Genomic DNA, 15,266 nt, shown 5'->3' with positions numbered 1-15,266 from the left:
GCAACAGGGTTGAGCGGCGGACGTAGAGGCGGGGCCCGGGGGCGTCAAGCGAAGCAGGCCTGCCATGTAAGATATATTTGACATACCGGAAATCTCCGACTACATGCCTGTGTACAATATTTTCGACACCCCGGAGTCTTCGATGTCCCTGCTCACCGCCCTGCGCAACACGCCCTTCCGCGAGAAGACCGCCTGGGCAATGGCCGCCATCCTGACCGGAGGCGCCGCCTTCTATCTCAACCTGGTGATCAGCGCCTCGCAGGCGCTGGGCCGAACGTCACCGCCGTTCATCGGTTTCGTTATCGCCTACGTCGTCGTCATCGTGATCGCCTCGGTCGCCGTCATGTCGGTACTCGCCGGCACATCCCCGCGCGAGGCCGATGCGCCGGCTGACGAGCGCGAGAAGATCATTGCCGATAAGGCCGGCAACTGGTCCGGCTACGTGATTGCCGCCGCGGCGTTCGGTTCGCTCTGGCATTACGGCGTCCACGGTGATGGCCACATGCTGTTCCACCTCGTCTTCCTGAGCCTGATGCTTGGCCAGATCGCAGAATACGTGTTCCAGATCATGCTCTATCGCCGGGATGTCTGAGCAATGGGCAAGCCCCCGCCGATCACCAATCGTATCCGCGAGCTGCGCGAATCCGCTGGCGGCATGAGCCAGTCCGCCCTCGCCGAGGCCATCGGCGTAACGCGCCAGACCGTGATCGCCATCGAACTCGGCAAGTATTCCCCCTCCCTCGAAAGCGCCTTCCGGATCGCCCGAGTGTTCGAAACGGACGTGGAATCCGTGTTTGGCTGGCAGGCGCCGCCGCTCGGTTGAAGTCCCCGCCATTAACCCAACTCTTCGATTGACACTCATTCGCAAGTGCTGCAAATGGTTCTCATGATCATTTGCGTGTGCAACCGAATCAACTGCCGCTCCGTCCGCGAAGCCGTGGAATCGGGTGCGCGCAGCCCGAAAGCGGTCCAGGCCCATCATGGCTGCAAGATCAATTGCGGAAAATGCACCACCACGATCGGCGAAATGATCTCCGATCATATGGACCGCTGCGTTCCCGAACTGCAGATCCTCGCCGCCGAGTAATCGGCCCGCCATCTTCAAACTCCTTACATTTCAAACGCTTCGTCCCAACGCGCGGAACGGAGCGTACGGCTGATTGCAAGTGTGTCTCACTATCATATGCAATTGATTTTATTGGATTTTTTGTTGTCACAGGCGCGGTTCGCCTATAAGGCTAGGTAAATCCCCGTAACCCTCCCAGACCGCAGGAGCCGCTCATGCAAGGCGACAAGAAAGTCATCGAATTTCTCAACCTCACCCTCAAGAACGAGCTGACGGCCATCAACCAGTACTTCCTGCATTCGCGGATGCTGCGCGAATGGGGCGTCTCCAAGCTCTCCAAGAAGGAGCACGATGAATCGATCGAGGAGATGCATCATGCCGACTGGCTGATCGAGCGCGTCCTCTTTCTCGGCGGCCTGCCGAACCTTCAGGATCTCGGCAAGCTGCACATCGGCGAGAGCGTTCAGGAAATCCTGGAATGCGACCTAAAGCTCGAGAACATAGCGATTCCCGTCCTGCGCGACGCGATGGAGCATTGCGAGAAGGTGCGCGACTATGTGAGCCGCGACCTGTTCGGCAAGATCCTCCATAACGAGGAGGAGCATGTCGACTTCCTCGAGAAGCAGTTTGCGCTGATCGAGCGGATCGGCATCGAGCGTTACACCCTGCTCCAGTCGGAAGCGAACTCGTAAGAGCCTCTCGGCGGCCATTGTGCCGACACATCAAGACGTGGATAGTCAGGGCGTTGCCGCGCAAATCGCGGCAGCCAACAAACAGGTCTTTGTGGGGAAACACATGACATATCGCACCCGACTCTCCCGCTTCACGGGCGGCCTTCTGGCAGCCTGCACGGCAGCCGCTTTCCTGCCGGCCCTCGCACAGGCCGCGCCGGACTTCCAGGACCAGGCTTTCACGACGCCTTACTGGACCCGTGTTCCCGTGATCGAAGTGCTCGGCCGCGCCGACATGCAGGTTGCCCCGAACCGCGCCTCGTTCACCGTCACCTATCTCGAAACCGACAAGGATTCGAAAAAGGCCATGCAGCTCGCCGTCGAGCGCGGACGCCTCGCCTATGACACGATCAAGAAAGCCGCCGGCAAGGGCTCGATCGTCCAATCGTCCGTGAACGTCACGGCGCTGTATGAGCAGTACAAGGACAAGGATGGGAACCGGATCGACAACGAGCGTTCCGACAAGATCCGTGCCTATGAAGCCCGCGTCACACTGACTGTCACGGTGGAAGATGTCTCCAAGGCCGGTACCGCCCGAGCCGGCGCGCTCGCGCTCGGCCCGGAAAACTCCTCGGGCCTGTCGACCTATCTGGAACGCACGACGGAGCTGAACCGCCAGGCTTATGAAGCCGCCGTGAAAGACGGCGCCGATCGTGCCAAGGCCACCGCATCGGCCAGTGGCGGGAAGCTCGGCAAGCTGATGGTGGTACAGGAAGGCTCCGGGCCGTGCCTTGGCAACTGGTCGTCGATGGCAGGCAGCGACTATGACTACTACGACAAGTCTTATGCTATGGCGCCCCCACCCCCGCCCCCTCCTCCGCCGCCGCCACCCCTGGCATCCGGCATGATCGACGGGCGTCAGGTGACCATCACACAGGCCGACATCGACGCGCTGAACCTGCCTTCGGATGACAGGTCCCAGCCAGTTTCAGCCAGCGTCTGCATGATCTACCAGATCGAGCGGTAGGTCCGCCGGGTAAATCGAGAAACAAAAAAAACGCCGGAGGACATCCTCCGGCGTTTTCATTTCATCTGCCTGCGGATCAGAACCCGTTCAGCCGTGCGTAGCGATCACGGTGCCAGCTGGCCGAGCCGTAGAGCGCTTCCTGCACGCGGGCCCGTTTCATGTAGAAGCCCGGCTCGGCCGCGTCAGTCATGCCGATGCCGCCATGCATCTGTACGCACTCGTTCGAGACAAGGTGCACAAGCTCGCCCGCCTTCGCCTTCGCGAGGCTTGCGAGTTCCGCCACATCTGCCTTGCCGCCATCGACCGCGCCGAGCGCTGCTGCGACGCACGAACGTGTCATTTCGAGTTCCACGAACATCTTCGCGGCGCGGTGCTGCAGCGACTGGAACGACCCGATCAGCTGACCGAACTGTTTGCGGTTGTTGAGGTAGTCCAGCGTCATGTCGAATGCCGCCTGGGCCGAGCCCAGCATTTCGGCGGCCATGCCGATCGCCGCGCGGTCGAGCAGTGGATCAAGGATATCTGCGCCTTCATCGGCCGGGCCTACCAGCGCCGTTTGTGGAACATGCACGCCGTCAAAGCTGACATGTGCCGCGCCGTGGCTGTCAACCGTCTTCAGCGGCGTGACCGTCACGCCCTTCGCGCCTTTCGGCACGAGGAACAGGCTGATGCCGTGCCGGTCGCCCGCTTCACCGAAGGTGCGCGCGGCAACGATGAAAACGTCCGCATAATGACCGTCCGGCACATATTTCTTCAGGCCGTTCAGCGTGAAGCCCTGCCCGTCGCGCTCGGCTTCAGTGGCGATGCTGTAGGGCGAGAAGTGCGCCGACTCGTCGAGCGCCAGCGCAAACGTCACCTCGCCGGCCGCAATCTTCGGCAGCCATTCGGCTTTCTGCGCGGGCGTTCCGCCAAGTTGCAGCGCGGACGCCGCGATCAGCGCCGTCTGCACCAGCGGCGTTGCTGCCAGCGTGCGGCCCTGTGCCTCGAGGATCTGGCCGAGGCCGACCAGGCCGAACGTCTCGCCGCCCGGTTCGTCCGGAACGATGACGCCGAAGAAGCCGAGCTCTGCCAGCTTCTTGCGCGTCGCCGGGTCATTCCCGTTGGCGCCCTTGTCGCGTAAGGCGCGCAGATGCGCTACGGGCAGCTCATCGCGCGCGAACGCCATCGCTGTCTCGCGCAGCATTTCCTGGTCTTCAGTGAGAACGAACGACATGACTACTGATGCTCCTTCAGGCCGAGCACACGCTTGGCAATGACATTGAGATTGATCTCGGAGGTGCCGCCCTCGATCGAGTTGCCTTTTGAGCGAAGCCACTGACGCGTGACCTTCTTGGCATTCTTGTCAAAGCCCTCGCCTTCCCAGCCGAGGCCCTCGGTGCCGAGCGCCTCAATCAGCAGCTCGTGCCGGTCCTGGTTCATCTTTGCGGCGCCGTACTTCAGGATCGACGCAGTGTGGCCGACCGCCTGACCGGCTTTCGCCTGCTCGGTCTGGCGCTGGACGGTCAGCGCGAAGGCCTTGGCATACATCCGGTGATCGGTGATGCGGCCGCGCAGGTCGCCGTCCAGGATACGGCCGGCTTCATCGGTGCCGATATGCTGCTTGGCATAGTCTTCCGGCCCGAGAATGCCCGAGCCGCCGGTGCCGCCGAAGCCGCCAGCCGAAATCGACGAGCGCTCGAATTGCAGCAGGCGTTTCGCAATGTCCCAACCGCCGTTCACGCGGCCGACCAGCTGGTCCTTGGGCACTTTTACATCGGTGAAGAAGGTCTCGCAGAACGGGCTCTCGCCGGAGATCAGCTGGATGGGGCGCGCTTCCACGCCCGGCGATTTCATGTCGAACAGGATAAAGCTGATGCCCTCATGCTTGGTCGAGGTGTCTGTGCGCACGAGGCAGAAGATCCAGTCTGCCTTGTCGGCATAGGAAGTCCACACCTTCTGGCCGTTGATCAGGTAGTGGTCGCCCTTGTCCTCGCAGCGTGTCTGCAGACCGGCGAGGTCAGAGCCCGCGCCCGGCTCGGAATATCCCTGGCACCAGCGGATCTTGCCCTTCAGGATGTCCGGGATGAAGCGCAGCTTCTGTTCGTGGTTGCCAAATTCCAGCAGCGCCGGGCCGAACATCCACAGGCCGAACGAGAACAGCGGCGGGCGCGCCTTGATGCGGCGCAGCTCCTGCTCCAGCACGCGCGCCTCAGCGCGGCTAAGGCCGCCGCCGCCATATTCCTTCGGCCATTCCGGCGAGGTCCAGCCCTTCTCCCCCATCCGGTCGAGCCAGAGTTTCGACTCCGGGTTCTTGAAGGTCGCGTTGCGTCCGCCCCACACAACCTCGTCATCCGGCATCGGCGTACGCATCGAGGGCGGGCAATTGGCTTCCAGCCATTTGCGGGTGTCGAGGCGGAAGGCCTCGAGTTGCTCGGCATCGTCATAGGCCATCGGCTTACTCCCTCGGATTATCTGTCTTCAAAGGGGCACACTAAGCCGGGCGCCCGCATCCGCCAAGCGGTCACGCGGCGTCAGAAAGTCCCGGTGCCCAGGTTGTGTGGAGCCTCTTCGCCCCGAGGCGCGGACAGGTCGGCAGACCAGGTAACGCCTGCCCCTTCGGATGCCCTGCCGACATCCCCGCAACCTCTTCACAGGTTATCCACAAACATGGGGCTGACGTCATTTCTTTGACGCAACAATTCTTCGGCAAGCAAGTGCCCGCTCATCCAGGCGGCTTCCACGCGCGCGCCGAGGTGCCAGTCGCCGCAGGTCGCAAGGCCGAGCGCGGCATCGAACTGGAATGGCTCGTCCAGCGCCTCGGTCACTCGCGCATAGCGCCAGCGATGCGCCAGCGCGAGGTCCGGCTCGCCAGCGCCTGTCAGGTCGTGGAACGCCGCCGTCAAGGCCGCGGCCACTACCTCCGGCGCATCCTCGAGATGTTCAGCCGACCAGCCCGCGCGCGCATGCAGCACCCAAGTCTCCGCACCGGCGCGACCCGCCTTTGAGGAATTGCGCGCGACCCAGCCAATCGGGCCGGCCTCCGGCTCCAGGGCATGAATCGTCATTCCCGTCGCCTGCGCATAGCCCAGCATCACCGCCCAGCACGGCGCCGACCGGACGCTGCCCGCCTGAATGGCCAGCTCTGGCGCCACCATCGCCAGCAACACCGCCGCCTGCTCCGCCGGCACTGCCACGATCACCTGCGCGAACTCCTCCGTAGACGAACCATCTTCCATCCGCAGCCTCCAGGCTCCCGGCGCCCCCTCAATGGCGCCCACCTGCGCGCCCCAGGTCACCTCCAGCGGCGCGGCCATCGCCCGGATCACGCTGTTCATTGCCGGCGTACCGACATACCGCCCCTCACCCCACTCGGCCGCCGCGCCTGCTCGCATCCAGCTGTCCACCACGTCCCGGAACTCGGGTGACCGCGCCGTGAAGTATTGCGCGCCGTGATCGAACGCGATCTCGGTCTCGCCCAGCTTTACCCTGCGCGTCGCCATCCGACCGCCGGGGCCGCGCCCCTTGTCGAACAGCCGGACGTCCTCTCCGCCGCGGGTCAGCGCCGCTGCTGCCGCGAGCCCCGCCATGCCGGCGCCAATAACTGCGATCGCCATGGGCGCCTCCTGTTCCTGTTTCGCCACTTAGCCCGGCCCGTCCGAAGGTCCAGCGACCGGCCCCTTGATCACCCACCGGCTTTGTTCTATGTTTGTTCCATGTCTGGTGTTCATGTCGTCTGGTTCAAACGGGACCTCCGGGTCCATGATCACACCGCGCTGCTGGCTGCGGTGGCCAGCGGCGCGCCGGTTGTGCCGCTCTACATTTTCGAGCCGGGCTACTGGGCCCAGCCGGAGCATTCCCGCCGCCAGTTTGATTTCGTGATCGACTCCCTGCGCGAGCTGGACGCCGCGCTTGAGGCGCGCGGCAGCCGCCTTGTCGTGCGCACCGGCCATGCAGTCGATGTCTTCTCCGCCCTGCACCGCGAGTATGGTCTCGAGGCGATTCACGCGCATGAAGAAACCGGCCTGCAATGGACCTTCGACCGCGACCGCCAGGTCCGCCGCTGGGCGCGCAATGCCGGTGTGTCCGTGCGCGAGCAGGCGCAGCACGGCGTCGTGCGCGGCCTCAAGTCGCGCGATGGCTGGGCCGCCCGCTGGGAGCAGCGCATGGCCGAGCCGCGTGCGAAGGCGCCGGACGCGATCCGTGCGCCGGCCCTGCCCGCCTCCCACTGGCCCATCGCCGAAGATTTCGGCCTCGGCGCAGACGACTGCCCGGCCCGCCAGCCGGGCGGGCGCACCGCCGGGGTCGAATGCCTGCGCTCCTTTCTGGAAGAGCGCGGGCGCACCTACCGCGCCGACATGTCGAGCCCGCTCACCGGCACCGAGGCCTGCTCGCGCCTCTCGCCGCATCTTGCTTTCGGCACTATCTCACTGCGCGAAGCCTGGCAGGCCGCCCGCCGCGCCCGCGACCTGCATGCGGGCCAACGCGACGAACTTTTCGCCGCCTCGATCGACAGCTTCATCTCCCGCCTTCATTGGCACTGCCACTTCATCCAGAAGCTGGAAGACCAGACCTCACTCGAAAGCCGCAACCTGCATCCCGCCTATGATGGCCTGCGCCCGCGCCCCGAGGCGAACGATCCGCGCCTTGAAGCCTGGCTAGAGGGGCGCACCGGGTTTCCTTTCCTGGATGCCTGCATGCGCTCGCTGAAGGCGACCGGCTGGCTCAATTTCCGCATGCGGGCCATGGCGATGGGCTTTGCTGCGCATCACCTTTGGCTGGACTGGAAGGTCCCCGCCGAACGGCTCGCTGCGCGCTTCACGGATTTCGAGCCCGGGATCCACTACGCGCAGGCCCAGATGCAGTCGGCGACCACCGGCACCAACACGCCGCGCATCTACAATCCGGTCAAACAGTCCCGCGACCAGGACCCAGACGGCGTCTTCATCCGGCGCTGGGTGCCCGAACTTGCGCAGCTGCCTGGCGTCTTCCTCCACGCGCCGTGGGAGGCTGCGCCCGAAATCCTTTCGGCCGCCGGCATCGTATTGGGCCAGACCTATCCCATGCGCATGGTGGATCACATGGCCGCTGCCGACCAGGCCCGCACCCGTATCGCCGCGGTGCGCCGCTCGCCCGGCCACGCCCATGCGGCAGACGACATCCAGTCCCGGCATGGCAGCCGGCGCGCCGGTCTCGCCCCCACCAGCCAGCGCCGCCGCGCGGCGACCCGCCGGACCGAGCGCAAGGCCGCCCCGACCGCCCAGCTCAGCCTCGACCTGACGCATGCCTCGTAAGGCCGGCGCCGGCAAAGCCGTGGCCAAGCGGGACCTGCCGGTGAAGACCTGCGCCGCCTGTGGCCGGCCGTTCTCCTGGCGCAAGAAATGGGAACGCGTCTGGGACGAGGTACGATTCTGCTCGGACCGCTGCCGCGCGTCCCGCTAACCACCCATATTGACCGTCGATAAGGATTGATGCTGCCCTGAAAGGGGCGCGTATATCGTTATTCGATGAATTTATGTCCTTGATTTCATTGATAATTATTTTTTTTCGATAATTTAATATTGAAAAACGATAAGTCCTGACCTATCTTCAGGGTGTCGGCAGCGGGATGAGCCCGCCAAGGACAAAACGAACCAGAAAAACCAGCAACAAGGAGTATTGATCATGTCCCCCCGCGCCCGTTTCAGCGACATCGGCAGCGAAGTTCTCGAGCCTGTCGCGGCGCTTGCCCGCCCCGCCGGAACGACTCCCCTCCGGATCAAGGCAGCAAATGACACGGTCGCGGCCGAACGGATTGATATCCTGGCCCGCCGCCGCCGCCGTCAAAACCGCTTCGCGCTTCGCGCCTAGCGGACTGGAGGCACCGCCGGACCGCCCCTGAGCCGGCGGTGCTTCCCCCTCTCCCCCAGGAACAGTCAAAATCAACCACAAGGAAACGCCCAGATGAAACGCACCCTCCTCGCCGCCGCCCTCGCCGTCTCCACCCTCGCCGCACCCGCCTTTGCCGCCACCGGCGACTTCAAGATGGATGTCAAATTCTCCCGCGCCAATCTCGCCACCGCTGAAGGCGCCTCGGCCGAATACGCGAAGATCCGTGACCAGGTTGCCGAGCGCTGCTCTGCCGAGCATTCCGTCACTGGCAGCCGGCTCAGCTTCGGCCGCGAAATTCAGGTCTCGGCCTGCACCGAGCGGACCCTGGCCGCAGCGGTCCGCGACATCGACAACGCCAACCTGACCGCCGCCCACAAGGCCGCCAAAGGCTAATCCTTAACGCGACCCGCATTGTCGCGGCACAAAGCCCTCTCACACGCGCCAAGCCGCGACAGGCGTTACTCCCGCCTTCGTCCCCGCCAGGACGGAGGCGGTTTTTTTTTGAGGGAGATGCGATCAGTCCGCGTCGCCGTCGCGGAAGTCCTTGGCTCGCAGCACGCGGATCAGGCGGAAGTGCGCCGGAACGAAAGGTCCTGCCTCATCGGCCTCGAACAGTGCCGCGCAGCTGGTCGGGAACTTCTCGCCGAGGCGCTGCGAGGCCTGATGGTCCACAGCGCCGCCCTCGCGCATGATGGCGAGAGCAAAGTCGTGAAGGCCCGGATTGTGGCCGATCACCATCAGTGTTTCCGCCGCGTCATTGTGCGCCACCGCCTCGGTCAGCCCGCGCACGCCGGTCAGGTAGAGCGACTCCATCGGGCGCACCTTCTCGCCGGTCACCACGGCGGCAACCTCCGAACAGGTCTCCCGTGCCCGCCGGGCGCTCGACACAAGGATGCGTTCGGGGCTCCAGCCAAGGCTGACCAGTTCCTGCGCCATGCGCTCGGCATCCAGGTGACCTTGCGGCGTCAGCGCGCGGCCGAAATCGTCGATCCCCTCCGACCAGGGCTCGGTCTTGGCGTGGCGCATCAGGATCAGGCGTTTCATCGGCGCACCCGTCCCCGGCGGCATTGAGGATTTCTCATCGGCAGCTTCAGGCAGCTGTGGTTGTTCGGGCCACGTTAGGCACTAGTTTCGCCCCATAAATCAAGAGACAGGATCCGCGAATGAGCCTTTTGATCGGCGACACCGCTCCGGACTTCGAAGCGGAGACCACCGAAGGCCGGATCCGGTTCCACGACTGGGCCGGCAAGGACTGGGTCATCTTCTTCTCCCACCCCGCGGATTTCACCCCCGTCTGCACCACCGAACTCGGCTACACGGCAAAGCTGAAAGGTGAGTTCGAAAAGCGCGGCGTCAAGGCCCTGGTCGTCTCCGTCGATACGCTGGAACACCACCGCGCCTGGAGCGAAGACATTGCCGAAACACAGGGCGCCGCCGTAAACTTCCCGATCATCGCCGATACCGGCCGAAAGGTTGCGACCCTCTACAACATGATCCACCCGAACGCCGATCCGAAGCTGACCGTGCGGGCCGTCTACGTCATCGATCCGAACAAGAAGATCCGGGCCTCGATCGTCTACCCGCCGAGCACGGGCCGCAATTTCGACGAAGTGCTTCGCCTGCTCGACTCGCTGCAGCTCACCGACGGCTACCGCGTCGCCACGCCCGTTAATTGGCAGGACGGCGAGGATGTCATCATCGTTCCTTCCCTGCAGGACCCCGAGGAAATCAAGCGCCTCTTCCCGAAAGGCTACAAGGCGCTGAAATCCTACCTGCGCCTTACGCCGCAACCTGACAGGGTCTGACACCGGCGCTCAGCCAAACTCCGACAGCGCAACGCCCAGCACGATGCCTGCCAGCACGCCGGCCGCCACCGCTACGATTACCCCGACCGGCATAGGCCGGTCGCCAACCGTCCGTCCAAGGACGGTTTCGCGTGCCTGCAAAACGCGCCGCAGCGCCACGAGATAGGCCTGCGCCGTCGGCCGGCGCGCGGTCATCGTATGCACCGCCGTCCCCTCAATCAGGGCCGCCACCAGCACGCCTTGCGCCGGCGCCGTGATCGGGTGATCCGGGTAGGCCTTGTTGAACAGCTCCACCGCGCGCACCGACGCGGGATGAGATGCCGCGTGCGGCGGAAACAGGTAGATCGTTTTGCCGAAAAAGCCGCGGCGCGCGATCAACTCATATTCCCACACCAACCCGGGCGTCTCGCCCGCGCCGACCACCACGGTGTGTGCCCGAGCGGCGGCATCCTCCACCACTGCCTGCCATGTGTCATGGTCCACATAACGCCGGTCCGCCCCGAACGGCGTATGCGACTCGCCCGGCTGGCCCAGCGCGATGACGGGCCCATACCAGGCGAATTCATCAACCAGCATCTCGTCGGCATTGCGCCGGAACGACCAGAGCTCCAGCCAGCGTCCCACCGGATCGCGCCAGGATTTCTCGAAACGGAACTGGTCATCCCGGAAGGAACGCAAGAACAGGATTGGCCCAGCATTTGCCGAGCGCGGCTCTTTCCAGATGCGCCGCGCCGCAAGGCGCTTGGCCGCCAGGAACACGAGATGCCCGCTCAAGAACAATGCCGCAGCAATCGCCAGCAATACGGGAAGGCTTACCCCTGACGTGTCATATGGATCGCCGAGGACCTGGATCGCCAGCGCCACCGGCGCAATGGCTGCATAGACAAGGACGCGCGCCAGCAGGAACAACCAGAAGGCTGGCGCCGCCAAAGCCCCCGCCGACCACATCGAGGCAGGAATGCCCAGAAGGTAGCCGAACCGTGGCCAGAAACCCGCCCCGCCCAAATCGCCCAGAAGCAGCGCCCGCGACGGCGCTGCCGACAGGGCCGTCTCCACCTGCACCGTTCGCCACAGCAGCCATCCGTATACGGCATATAGCGCCAGAGCGGCAACCTGTAGCGGAAACTCCGGGCTTTCCACGACATACCTGAGTTCGTCCAGCGCCGCCGGATCGAACGCGGACGCCAGCCCGACGAGCAGGAGGATCATTACCGCCACCGCCAGCCCCGCGTGCAGAAGTCCGCCCGCGATCAACGCTACGGCGCCGGAGGCACGCGGCATGTCCTGGCGCGCCAGCGCGTCCACGAACACAGCCAAGGCCGGCGACGCGATCAGCGACACTGCCCCCAGCAGCGCGATCAGCAAGATCCAGTCTCCGCCCGAATAGGGATCGCTCGCCGCCTGCCAACCCATCAGCGCGAAGGATCCGGTCACCAGCAGGATCGCCGCCGGCGCCGCGAATGCCCGCAGCGTCGCCGACACATCCAGGCGCCGCGCCGTCTCTGCAGCGGCTGTCACATCCCGGTTCATGTAACCCCCGCGCCCCGTTCGTGCGCCCGCAAGCGCGCGCGCATCCCAAGCCATACAAAGGTCCAGCACGCGAACGCCGCCCAAAGCACGGCGCTGACATTTTCCACGAAGAAATCCTCGGCGAAATAATAGTCGGCAAAAAATCCTGGACCATATATCGCTCGCTCGACCGCCAGCGCGCTCACGACCGTTGCGCCCAGCACCGCCTGCGGTAACCAGAACGCCGCCCGGTTCGCGAGCGCTGCGCCCAGCACCAGCGAGAATACCGCCAGCAAATGTCCAGCTGCCGGATGACCGAGCGCGATCTGCGCCGAAGGAGGTCGCCGCCTCGACGCCGTCACAATGATCTGCTCCACCCCCTGCAACAGGACCGGCGGCGCCATTGCGCGTGCCGCCGCCGCCACAGGAAAGCCGGCCGCTCCCGTCAGCCCGGCCTCAGCCAGAGGCCGTTCGCTCGCGGCCCTCTGCAGCGCCGCTTCGGCCGCCGTGAGCGCAGGCGGCAGGATCAGCAGCACGGTCAGACCCGCCGCGGCGCGGCGCAGCATCCGCCCCGCCGCGCCCAGGCCCTGCCAGTTGCGCACGATTTTTCCTGCCAGGATTGCCGCCAGTCCGAAACTCCCGGCTTCGAGCGCGCGCATCCCCCATCCCGCCGAGACATCCCAGGCAAGCGCATACGTGCCGCCGTCCATGCTCCAGTAGAGATCGGCGGCGCGGTTCAGCGCATATCCTACCGCTGCTGCCACGATGACGGCTACCGCCGCCAGCCCTGGCGGACACCGCCGCAGTACAACCAGACCGAACGCGGCAAGCGCCATCGCCCAGGGCGCATCGATGCCGATGCTCACCCGGCTCTCTGCGAGCGACAGGCCCGCCTCGGCATACCCCGCTGCCACCGCCAGCACCGCAGCGGATACGCCCATCCATACCGGCGCCGGCGCCGCCGCGGCCTCCCCGCCCGCCTCGCGCTTTGCGGCGAACACCAGCGTCACCAGCACGCACAGCGCAAAGAGCGCCGCGCCGAAGCCAAGCTGAAACATGAAAGTATAGCCGAACCCGAGAGACCAGTCCGGCACCGTCAGCGGCGCTGAGATCCACAACGGCGCAAGTCCCCGCCGCCCGAACCGCGCACCCAGCCAGGCTGCCAGCAGCGGTGCAAACAGCAAGCCCGAGAAGACGATGTCCCAGTCATCCGCAAGGTTCAGGGGCAGCTGCAGGGACAAGGCTACATAGGCCAGCGCATGGAGGGCGACCGGCGCGGGCGGCTGCAGCGGTTTAGCCACGCGGCCATCCCGCCCGGCCTGGTGCACTCCCGGTGCCCCCGCCAGGTCTGCCAAAGCGCAAGAGCCATGCTCTCGTCACTCGCGCGTCCTCCCAATCTAAGGCTATCACGGGCTGGCCCACCAGACAATCGGGCCTCGCCCCGTCCCTCCGCATACGAACCGATTCTCTCCAGGTCGCCCCTGCAGCAACAACGGGCGATCCGTGCGCCGGCGTTGCGGCAGTTCAGAATCTGTGCACAGTCCGATTCGCGACAGCCGGGGCCGGTATTGGATATTTCTGACGGTTTGGAACATCAGCTGCCTTTCCTGCGACGCTATGCGCGCGCGGTTACCGGCCATGCGGCACAAGGTGACCGCGCGGTAGAGCGCATGCTTGAAACCCTGGTGGACGCCGCGCCCGCGCAGGTTACCCGCGTCTCGCTGTTTGCCGCGCTGGACAAGGCGCTTGTCCCCGGCGGCGAGACTGGCAGCGCCCTCGCCCGGCGGGCGCTGCTGCTCACCGCGATGGAAGGTTTCAGCCTGCCCGACGCCGCCGCCGTGCTCGGCGCCGCACCGCAAGACCTGGCTGGCCTGCTCGAGGATGCCGAGCGCGGCCACGCATCTGCCGAAAGCCGCCGCATCTGCATCATCGAGGACGAGCTGCTGATCGGCGCCAGCCTCTCCCAGATCGCCGCCGCGCTCGGCCACACAGTTACGGGCGTGACGTCCACCGCTGCGGACGCCGTCCTGCATGCCCTCACGGTCAAGCCAGACCTGCTGATCGCTGACATCCATCTTGCGGACGGCTCTCAGGGCACCGAAGCCGTCGCTGAAATCCGCCGCTCGCTGCCCATTCCGGCGATCTTCATCACGGCCTTCCCCGAGCGCCTGCTGACCGGGCGACCCGGCGAGCCAACCTTCCTGATCCCCAAACCCTTCAAGCCTGCCCACGTCCGCGCTGTCATCACGCAGGCCCTGTCGTTCAGGCCCGCAGCACAATAGGCAACCCGTCAGCCGCCCATCGTGAATATCCCCGCCGGCGCGGTTGTCCGCTGGCGCAGACCGGTTTCCTCCAGCACCCGGTCGAACCTTATACCCGGCGTCAGCGTAAGAAGCTGCGTGCCGAAACCCTTGCGCGTGGGCTCGCCCTGCTCCCGGCGCCCGGTTTCGACCCAGTCCGAGGTGAACACGTCGCCGTCCACTCGCCAGCTGACGGACAGCGTTCCTCCGGGTACGGAGAAACACCCATGCCGAACGGCGTTCGTCACCATCTCGTGCACCAGCAGCGCCGTCCATTTGGTCGCCTGCACCGACAGCATCAGGTCGGGCCCGCTGACCCGCACACGGGGATCGTCGAGCGAGACGACCTGCGCCAGCTCTGCCTCCAGGATGGTGCGGAAGGGCAGGCCTTCCCAATGATGGTCGGAGATCATTGTCAGGTTCCGGCTCATCGCTTCCAGCCGGTCGGTGAAGGAGTCGATGAACGCCTCAACCGTCGGCGTGTGCTGCCCGGTCAACATCGCCAGTGAGCCGACCATCGCCAGCGTATTGCGCAGGCGGTGCTCGAGTTCTGAAGTAATCGCGTCCTTCTGCCGCTTCAGGCCGATCGCTTCAGTAATGTCCTCACCCGCCTGCACGACATGCGTCACCGTCCCGTCGGGCCCGTAGAGCGGCGTCTCGACCGAGCGCCAGTAGCGTTCCTTCAGGCGCCCGTCCGGTCCCGGCAAGCGGTAGGGCTGGCCGGGCGAGCGCATGGTTTCGCCCGCCCAGACACGGGCGAACCGCGCGATGATCTCCTGCGTCCGCTCCGGCGCCTCCGGGAACACCTCACCGACCCGCCGACCCTCGAGTTCCTCCCAGGTCTTGTGCACCGACAGGCAGAAGGCCGGGTTGGCATAGGTGAACCGGAACTCCCGGTCATAGACGACGATCGGCGAGGCCACGCTGCGCAGCACGGCGGCGAAATCGGGCGGGCTGATTGGGTTATCCACATGCGCCTCCAAGGCCCTGGCTGCGCAGTTTGGTCCGCTTCGACGGGTCCGTGAAGAGGCGGGCTGATAC

General features: G+C 65.3%; 18 protein-coding genes. 11 read left to right on the top strand and 7 right to left on the bottom strand.

The window, feature by feature from the left end; translation table 11 throughout:
• Nucleotides 1-142: 142 nt before the first annotated feature.
• The 5 genes from Q0C17_RS11795 (at nucleotide 143) to Q0C17_RS11775 (ending at nucleotide 2,764) form a co-directional block, all read left to right on the top strand.
• A complete protein-coding gene (locus Q0C17_RS11795; protein WP_291206340.1) occupies nucleotides 143-592 on the top strand; it encodes a hypothetical protein in 450 nt (149 codons plus the stop codon).
• Between the two features lie 3 nt (nucleotides 593-595).
• Entirely contained in the window at nucleotides 596-823 is a 228-nt protein-coding gene (locus tag Q0C17_RS11790; protein WP_291206337.1) for a helix-turn-helix transcriptional regulator, read from the top strand.
• Between the two features lie 54 nt (nucleotides 824-877).
• On the top strand, nucleotides 878-1,087 hold the full coding sequence (locus tag Q0C17_RS11785) for a (2Fe-2S)-binding protein (RefSeq protein ID WP_291206335.1): 210 nt from the start codon (nucleotides 878-880) through the stop codon (nucleotides 1,085-1,087).
• Nucleotides 1,088-1,281: 194 nt separating this feature from the next.
• Nucleotides 1,282-1,758, top strand: coding sequence for a bacterioferritin (gene bfr, locus Q0C17_RS11780; RefSeq protein WP_291206332.1), 477 nt, complete (start codon nucleotides 1,282-1,284; stop codon nucleotides 1,756-1,758).
• Nucleotides 1,759-1,861: 103 nt separating this feature from the next.
• Nucleotides 1,862-2,764 carry an SIMPL domain-containing protein gene (locus Q0C17_RS11775; RefSeq protein WP_291206330.1) on the top strand — a complete coding sequence of 301 codons (903 nt, stop codon included), beginning with the start codon at nucleotides 1,862-1,864 and terminating at the stop codon, nucleotides 2,762-2,764.
• A gap of 76 nt (nucleotides 2,765-2,840) precedes the next feature.
• On the opposite strand, the gene Q0C17_RS11770 is transcribed toward Q0C17_RS11775, so the two are convergent.
• From Q0C17_RS11770 to Q0C17_RS11760, 3 genes are all read right to left on the bottom strand, one after another.
• The gene (locus tag Q0C17_RS11770) at nucleotides 2,841-3,977 is read right to left on the bottom strand and encodes an acyl-CoA dehydrogenase family protein (protein WP_291206329.1); all 1,137 of its coding nucleotides are present in this window, start codon (nucleotides 3,975-3,977) and stop codon (nucleotides 2,841-2,843) included.
• Nucleotides 3,978-3,979: 2 nt separating this feature from the next.
• Nucleotides 3,980-5,194, bottom strand: coding sequence for an acyl-CoA dehydrogenase family protein (locus tag Q0C17_RS11765; protein WP_291206326.1), 1,215 nt, complete (start codon nucleotides 5,192-5,194; stop codon nucleotides 3,980-3,982).
• A 197-nt stretch (nucleotides 5,195-5,391) separates the two neighbouring features.
• Complete coding sequence (locus tag Q0C17_RS11760) at nucleotides 5,392-6,357, bottom strand: NAD(P)-binding protein (RefSeq protein ID WP_291206325.1); 966 nt, start codon at nucleotides 6,355-6,357, stop codon at nucleotides 5,392-5,394.
• 99 nt (nucleotides 6,358-6,456) lie between these two features.
• On the opposite strand from Q0C17_RS11760, the gene Q0C17_RS11755 reads away from it, so the two are divergent.
• The 4 genes from Q0C17_RS11755 (at nucleotide 6,457) to Q0C17_RS11740 (ending at nucleotide 9,004) form a co-directional block, all read left to right on the top strand.
• Nucleotides 6,457-8,034, top strand: a complete 1,578-nt coding sequence (locus Q0C17_RS11755) for a deoxyribodipyrimidine photo-lyase (protein WP_291206322.1) — start codon at nucleotides 6,457-6,459, stop codon at nucleotides 8,032-8,034.
• Entirely contained in the window at nucleotides 8,024-8,182 is a 159-nt protein-coding gene (locus tag Q0C17_RS11750; RefSeq protein WP_291206319.1) for a DUF2256 domain-containing protein, read from the top strand. The genes Q0C17_RS11755 and Q0C17_RS11750 overlap by 11 nt, the downstream gene beginning before the upstream one ends.
• Nucleotides 8,183-8,404: 222 nt before the next feature.
• Nucleotides 8,405-8,590: a hypothetical protein gene (locus Q0C17_RS11745; protein WP_291206316.1), complete on the top strand. Its 186-nt coding sequence runs from the start codon at nucleotides 8,405-8,407 to the stop codon at nucleotides 8,588-8,590.
• A 93-nt stretch (nucleotides 8,591-8,683) separates the two neighbouring features.
• Nucleotides 8,684-9,004, top strand: a complete 321-nt coding sequence (locus Q0C17_RS11740) for a UrcA family protein (RefSeq protein ID WP_291206313.1) — start codon at nucleotides 8,684-8,686, stop codon at nucleotides 9,002-9,004.
• 123 nt (nucleotides 9,005-9,127) lie between these two features.
• Here Q0C17_RS11740 and Q0C17_RS11735 read toward each other — a convergent pair whose 3' ends face one another.
• The gene (locus Q0C17_RS11735; RefSeq protein ID WP_291206310.1) at nucleotides 9,128-9,679 is read right to left on the bottom strand and encodes a histidine phosphatase family protein; all 552 of its coding nucleotides are present in this window, start codon (nucleotides 9,677-9,679) and stop codon (nucleotides 9,128-9,130) included.
• Between the two features lie 95 nt (nucleotides 9,680-9,774).
• On the opposite strand from Q0C17_RS11735, the gene Q0C17_RS11730 reads away from it, so the two are divergent.
• Nucleotides 9,775-10,416 carry a peroxiredoxin gene (locus Q0C17_RS11730; protein WP_291206307.1) on the top strand — a complete coding sequence of 214 codons (642 nt, stop codon included), beginning with the start codon at nucleotides 9,775-9,777 and terminating at the stop codon, nucleotides 10,414-10,416.
• Between the two features lie 9 nt (nucleotides 10,417-10,425).
• On the opposite strand, the gene Q0C17_RS11725 is transcribed toward Q0C17_RS11730, so the two are convergent.
• Nucleotides 10,426-11,946 carry a hypothetical protein gene (locus Q0C17_RS11725; RefSeq protein ID WP_291206304.1) on the bottom strand — a complete coding sequence of 507 codons (1,521 nt, stop codon included), beginning with the start codon at nucleotides 11,944-11,946 and terminating at the stop codon, nucleotides 10,426-10,428.
• Nucleotides 11,943-13,226, bottom strand: a complete 1,284-nt coding sequence (locus tag Q0C17_RS11720) for a hypothetical protein (RefSeq protein WP_291206301.1) — start codon at nucleotides 13,224-13,226, stop codon at nucleotides 11,943-11,945. Before Q0C17_RS11720 ends, Q0C17_RS11725 begins: the two co-directional genes overlap by 4 nt.
• Nucleotides 13,227-13,511: 285 nt before the next feature.
• Between Q0C17_RS11720 and Q0C17_RS11715 the strand changes: the two genes are divergently transcribed.
• Nucleotides 13,512-14,207, top strand: a complete 696-nt coding sequence (locus Q0C17_RS11715; protein ID WP_291206298.1) for a response regulator — start codon at nucleotides 13,512-13,514, stop codon at nucleotides 14,205-14,207.
• A gap of 8 nt (nucleotides 14,208-14,215) precedes the next feature.
• Here Q0C17_RS11715 and Q0C17_RS11710 read toward each other — a convergent pair whose 3' ends face one another.
• The gene (locus Q0C17_RS11710) at nucleotides 14,216-15,196 is read right to left on the bottom strand and encodes an HWE histidine kinase domain-containing protein (protein ID WP_291206295.1); all 981 of its coding nucleotides are present in this window, start codon (nucleotides 15,194-15,196) and stop codon (nucleotides 14,216-14,218) included.
• Nucleotides 15,197-15,266 lie beyond the last annotated feature (70 nt).

The sequence above is a fragment of the Hyphomonas sp. genome (assembly GCF_022844445.1).
Lineage (GTDB): Bacteria > Pseudomonadota > Alphaproteobacteria > Caulobacterales > Hyphomonadaceae > Hyphomonas.
Note: the sequence above shows the minus strand (reverse complement) of the source record. Positions and strands in the feature narration are given on the sequence as shown.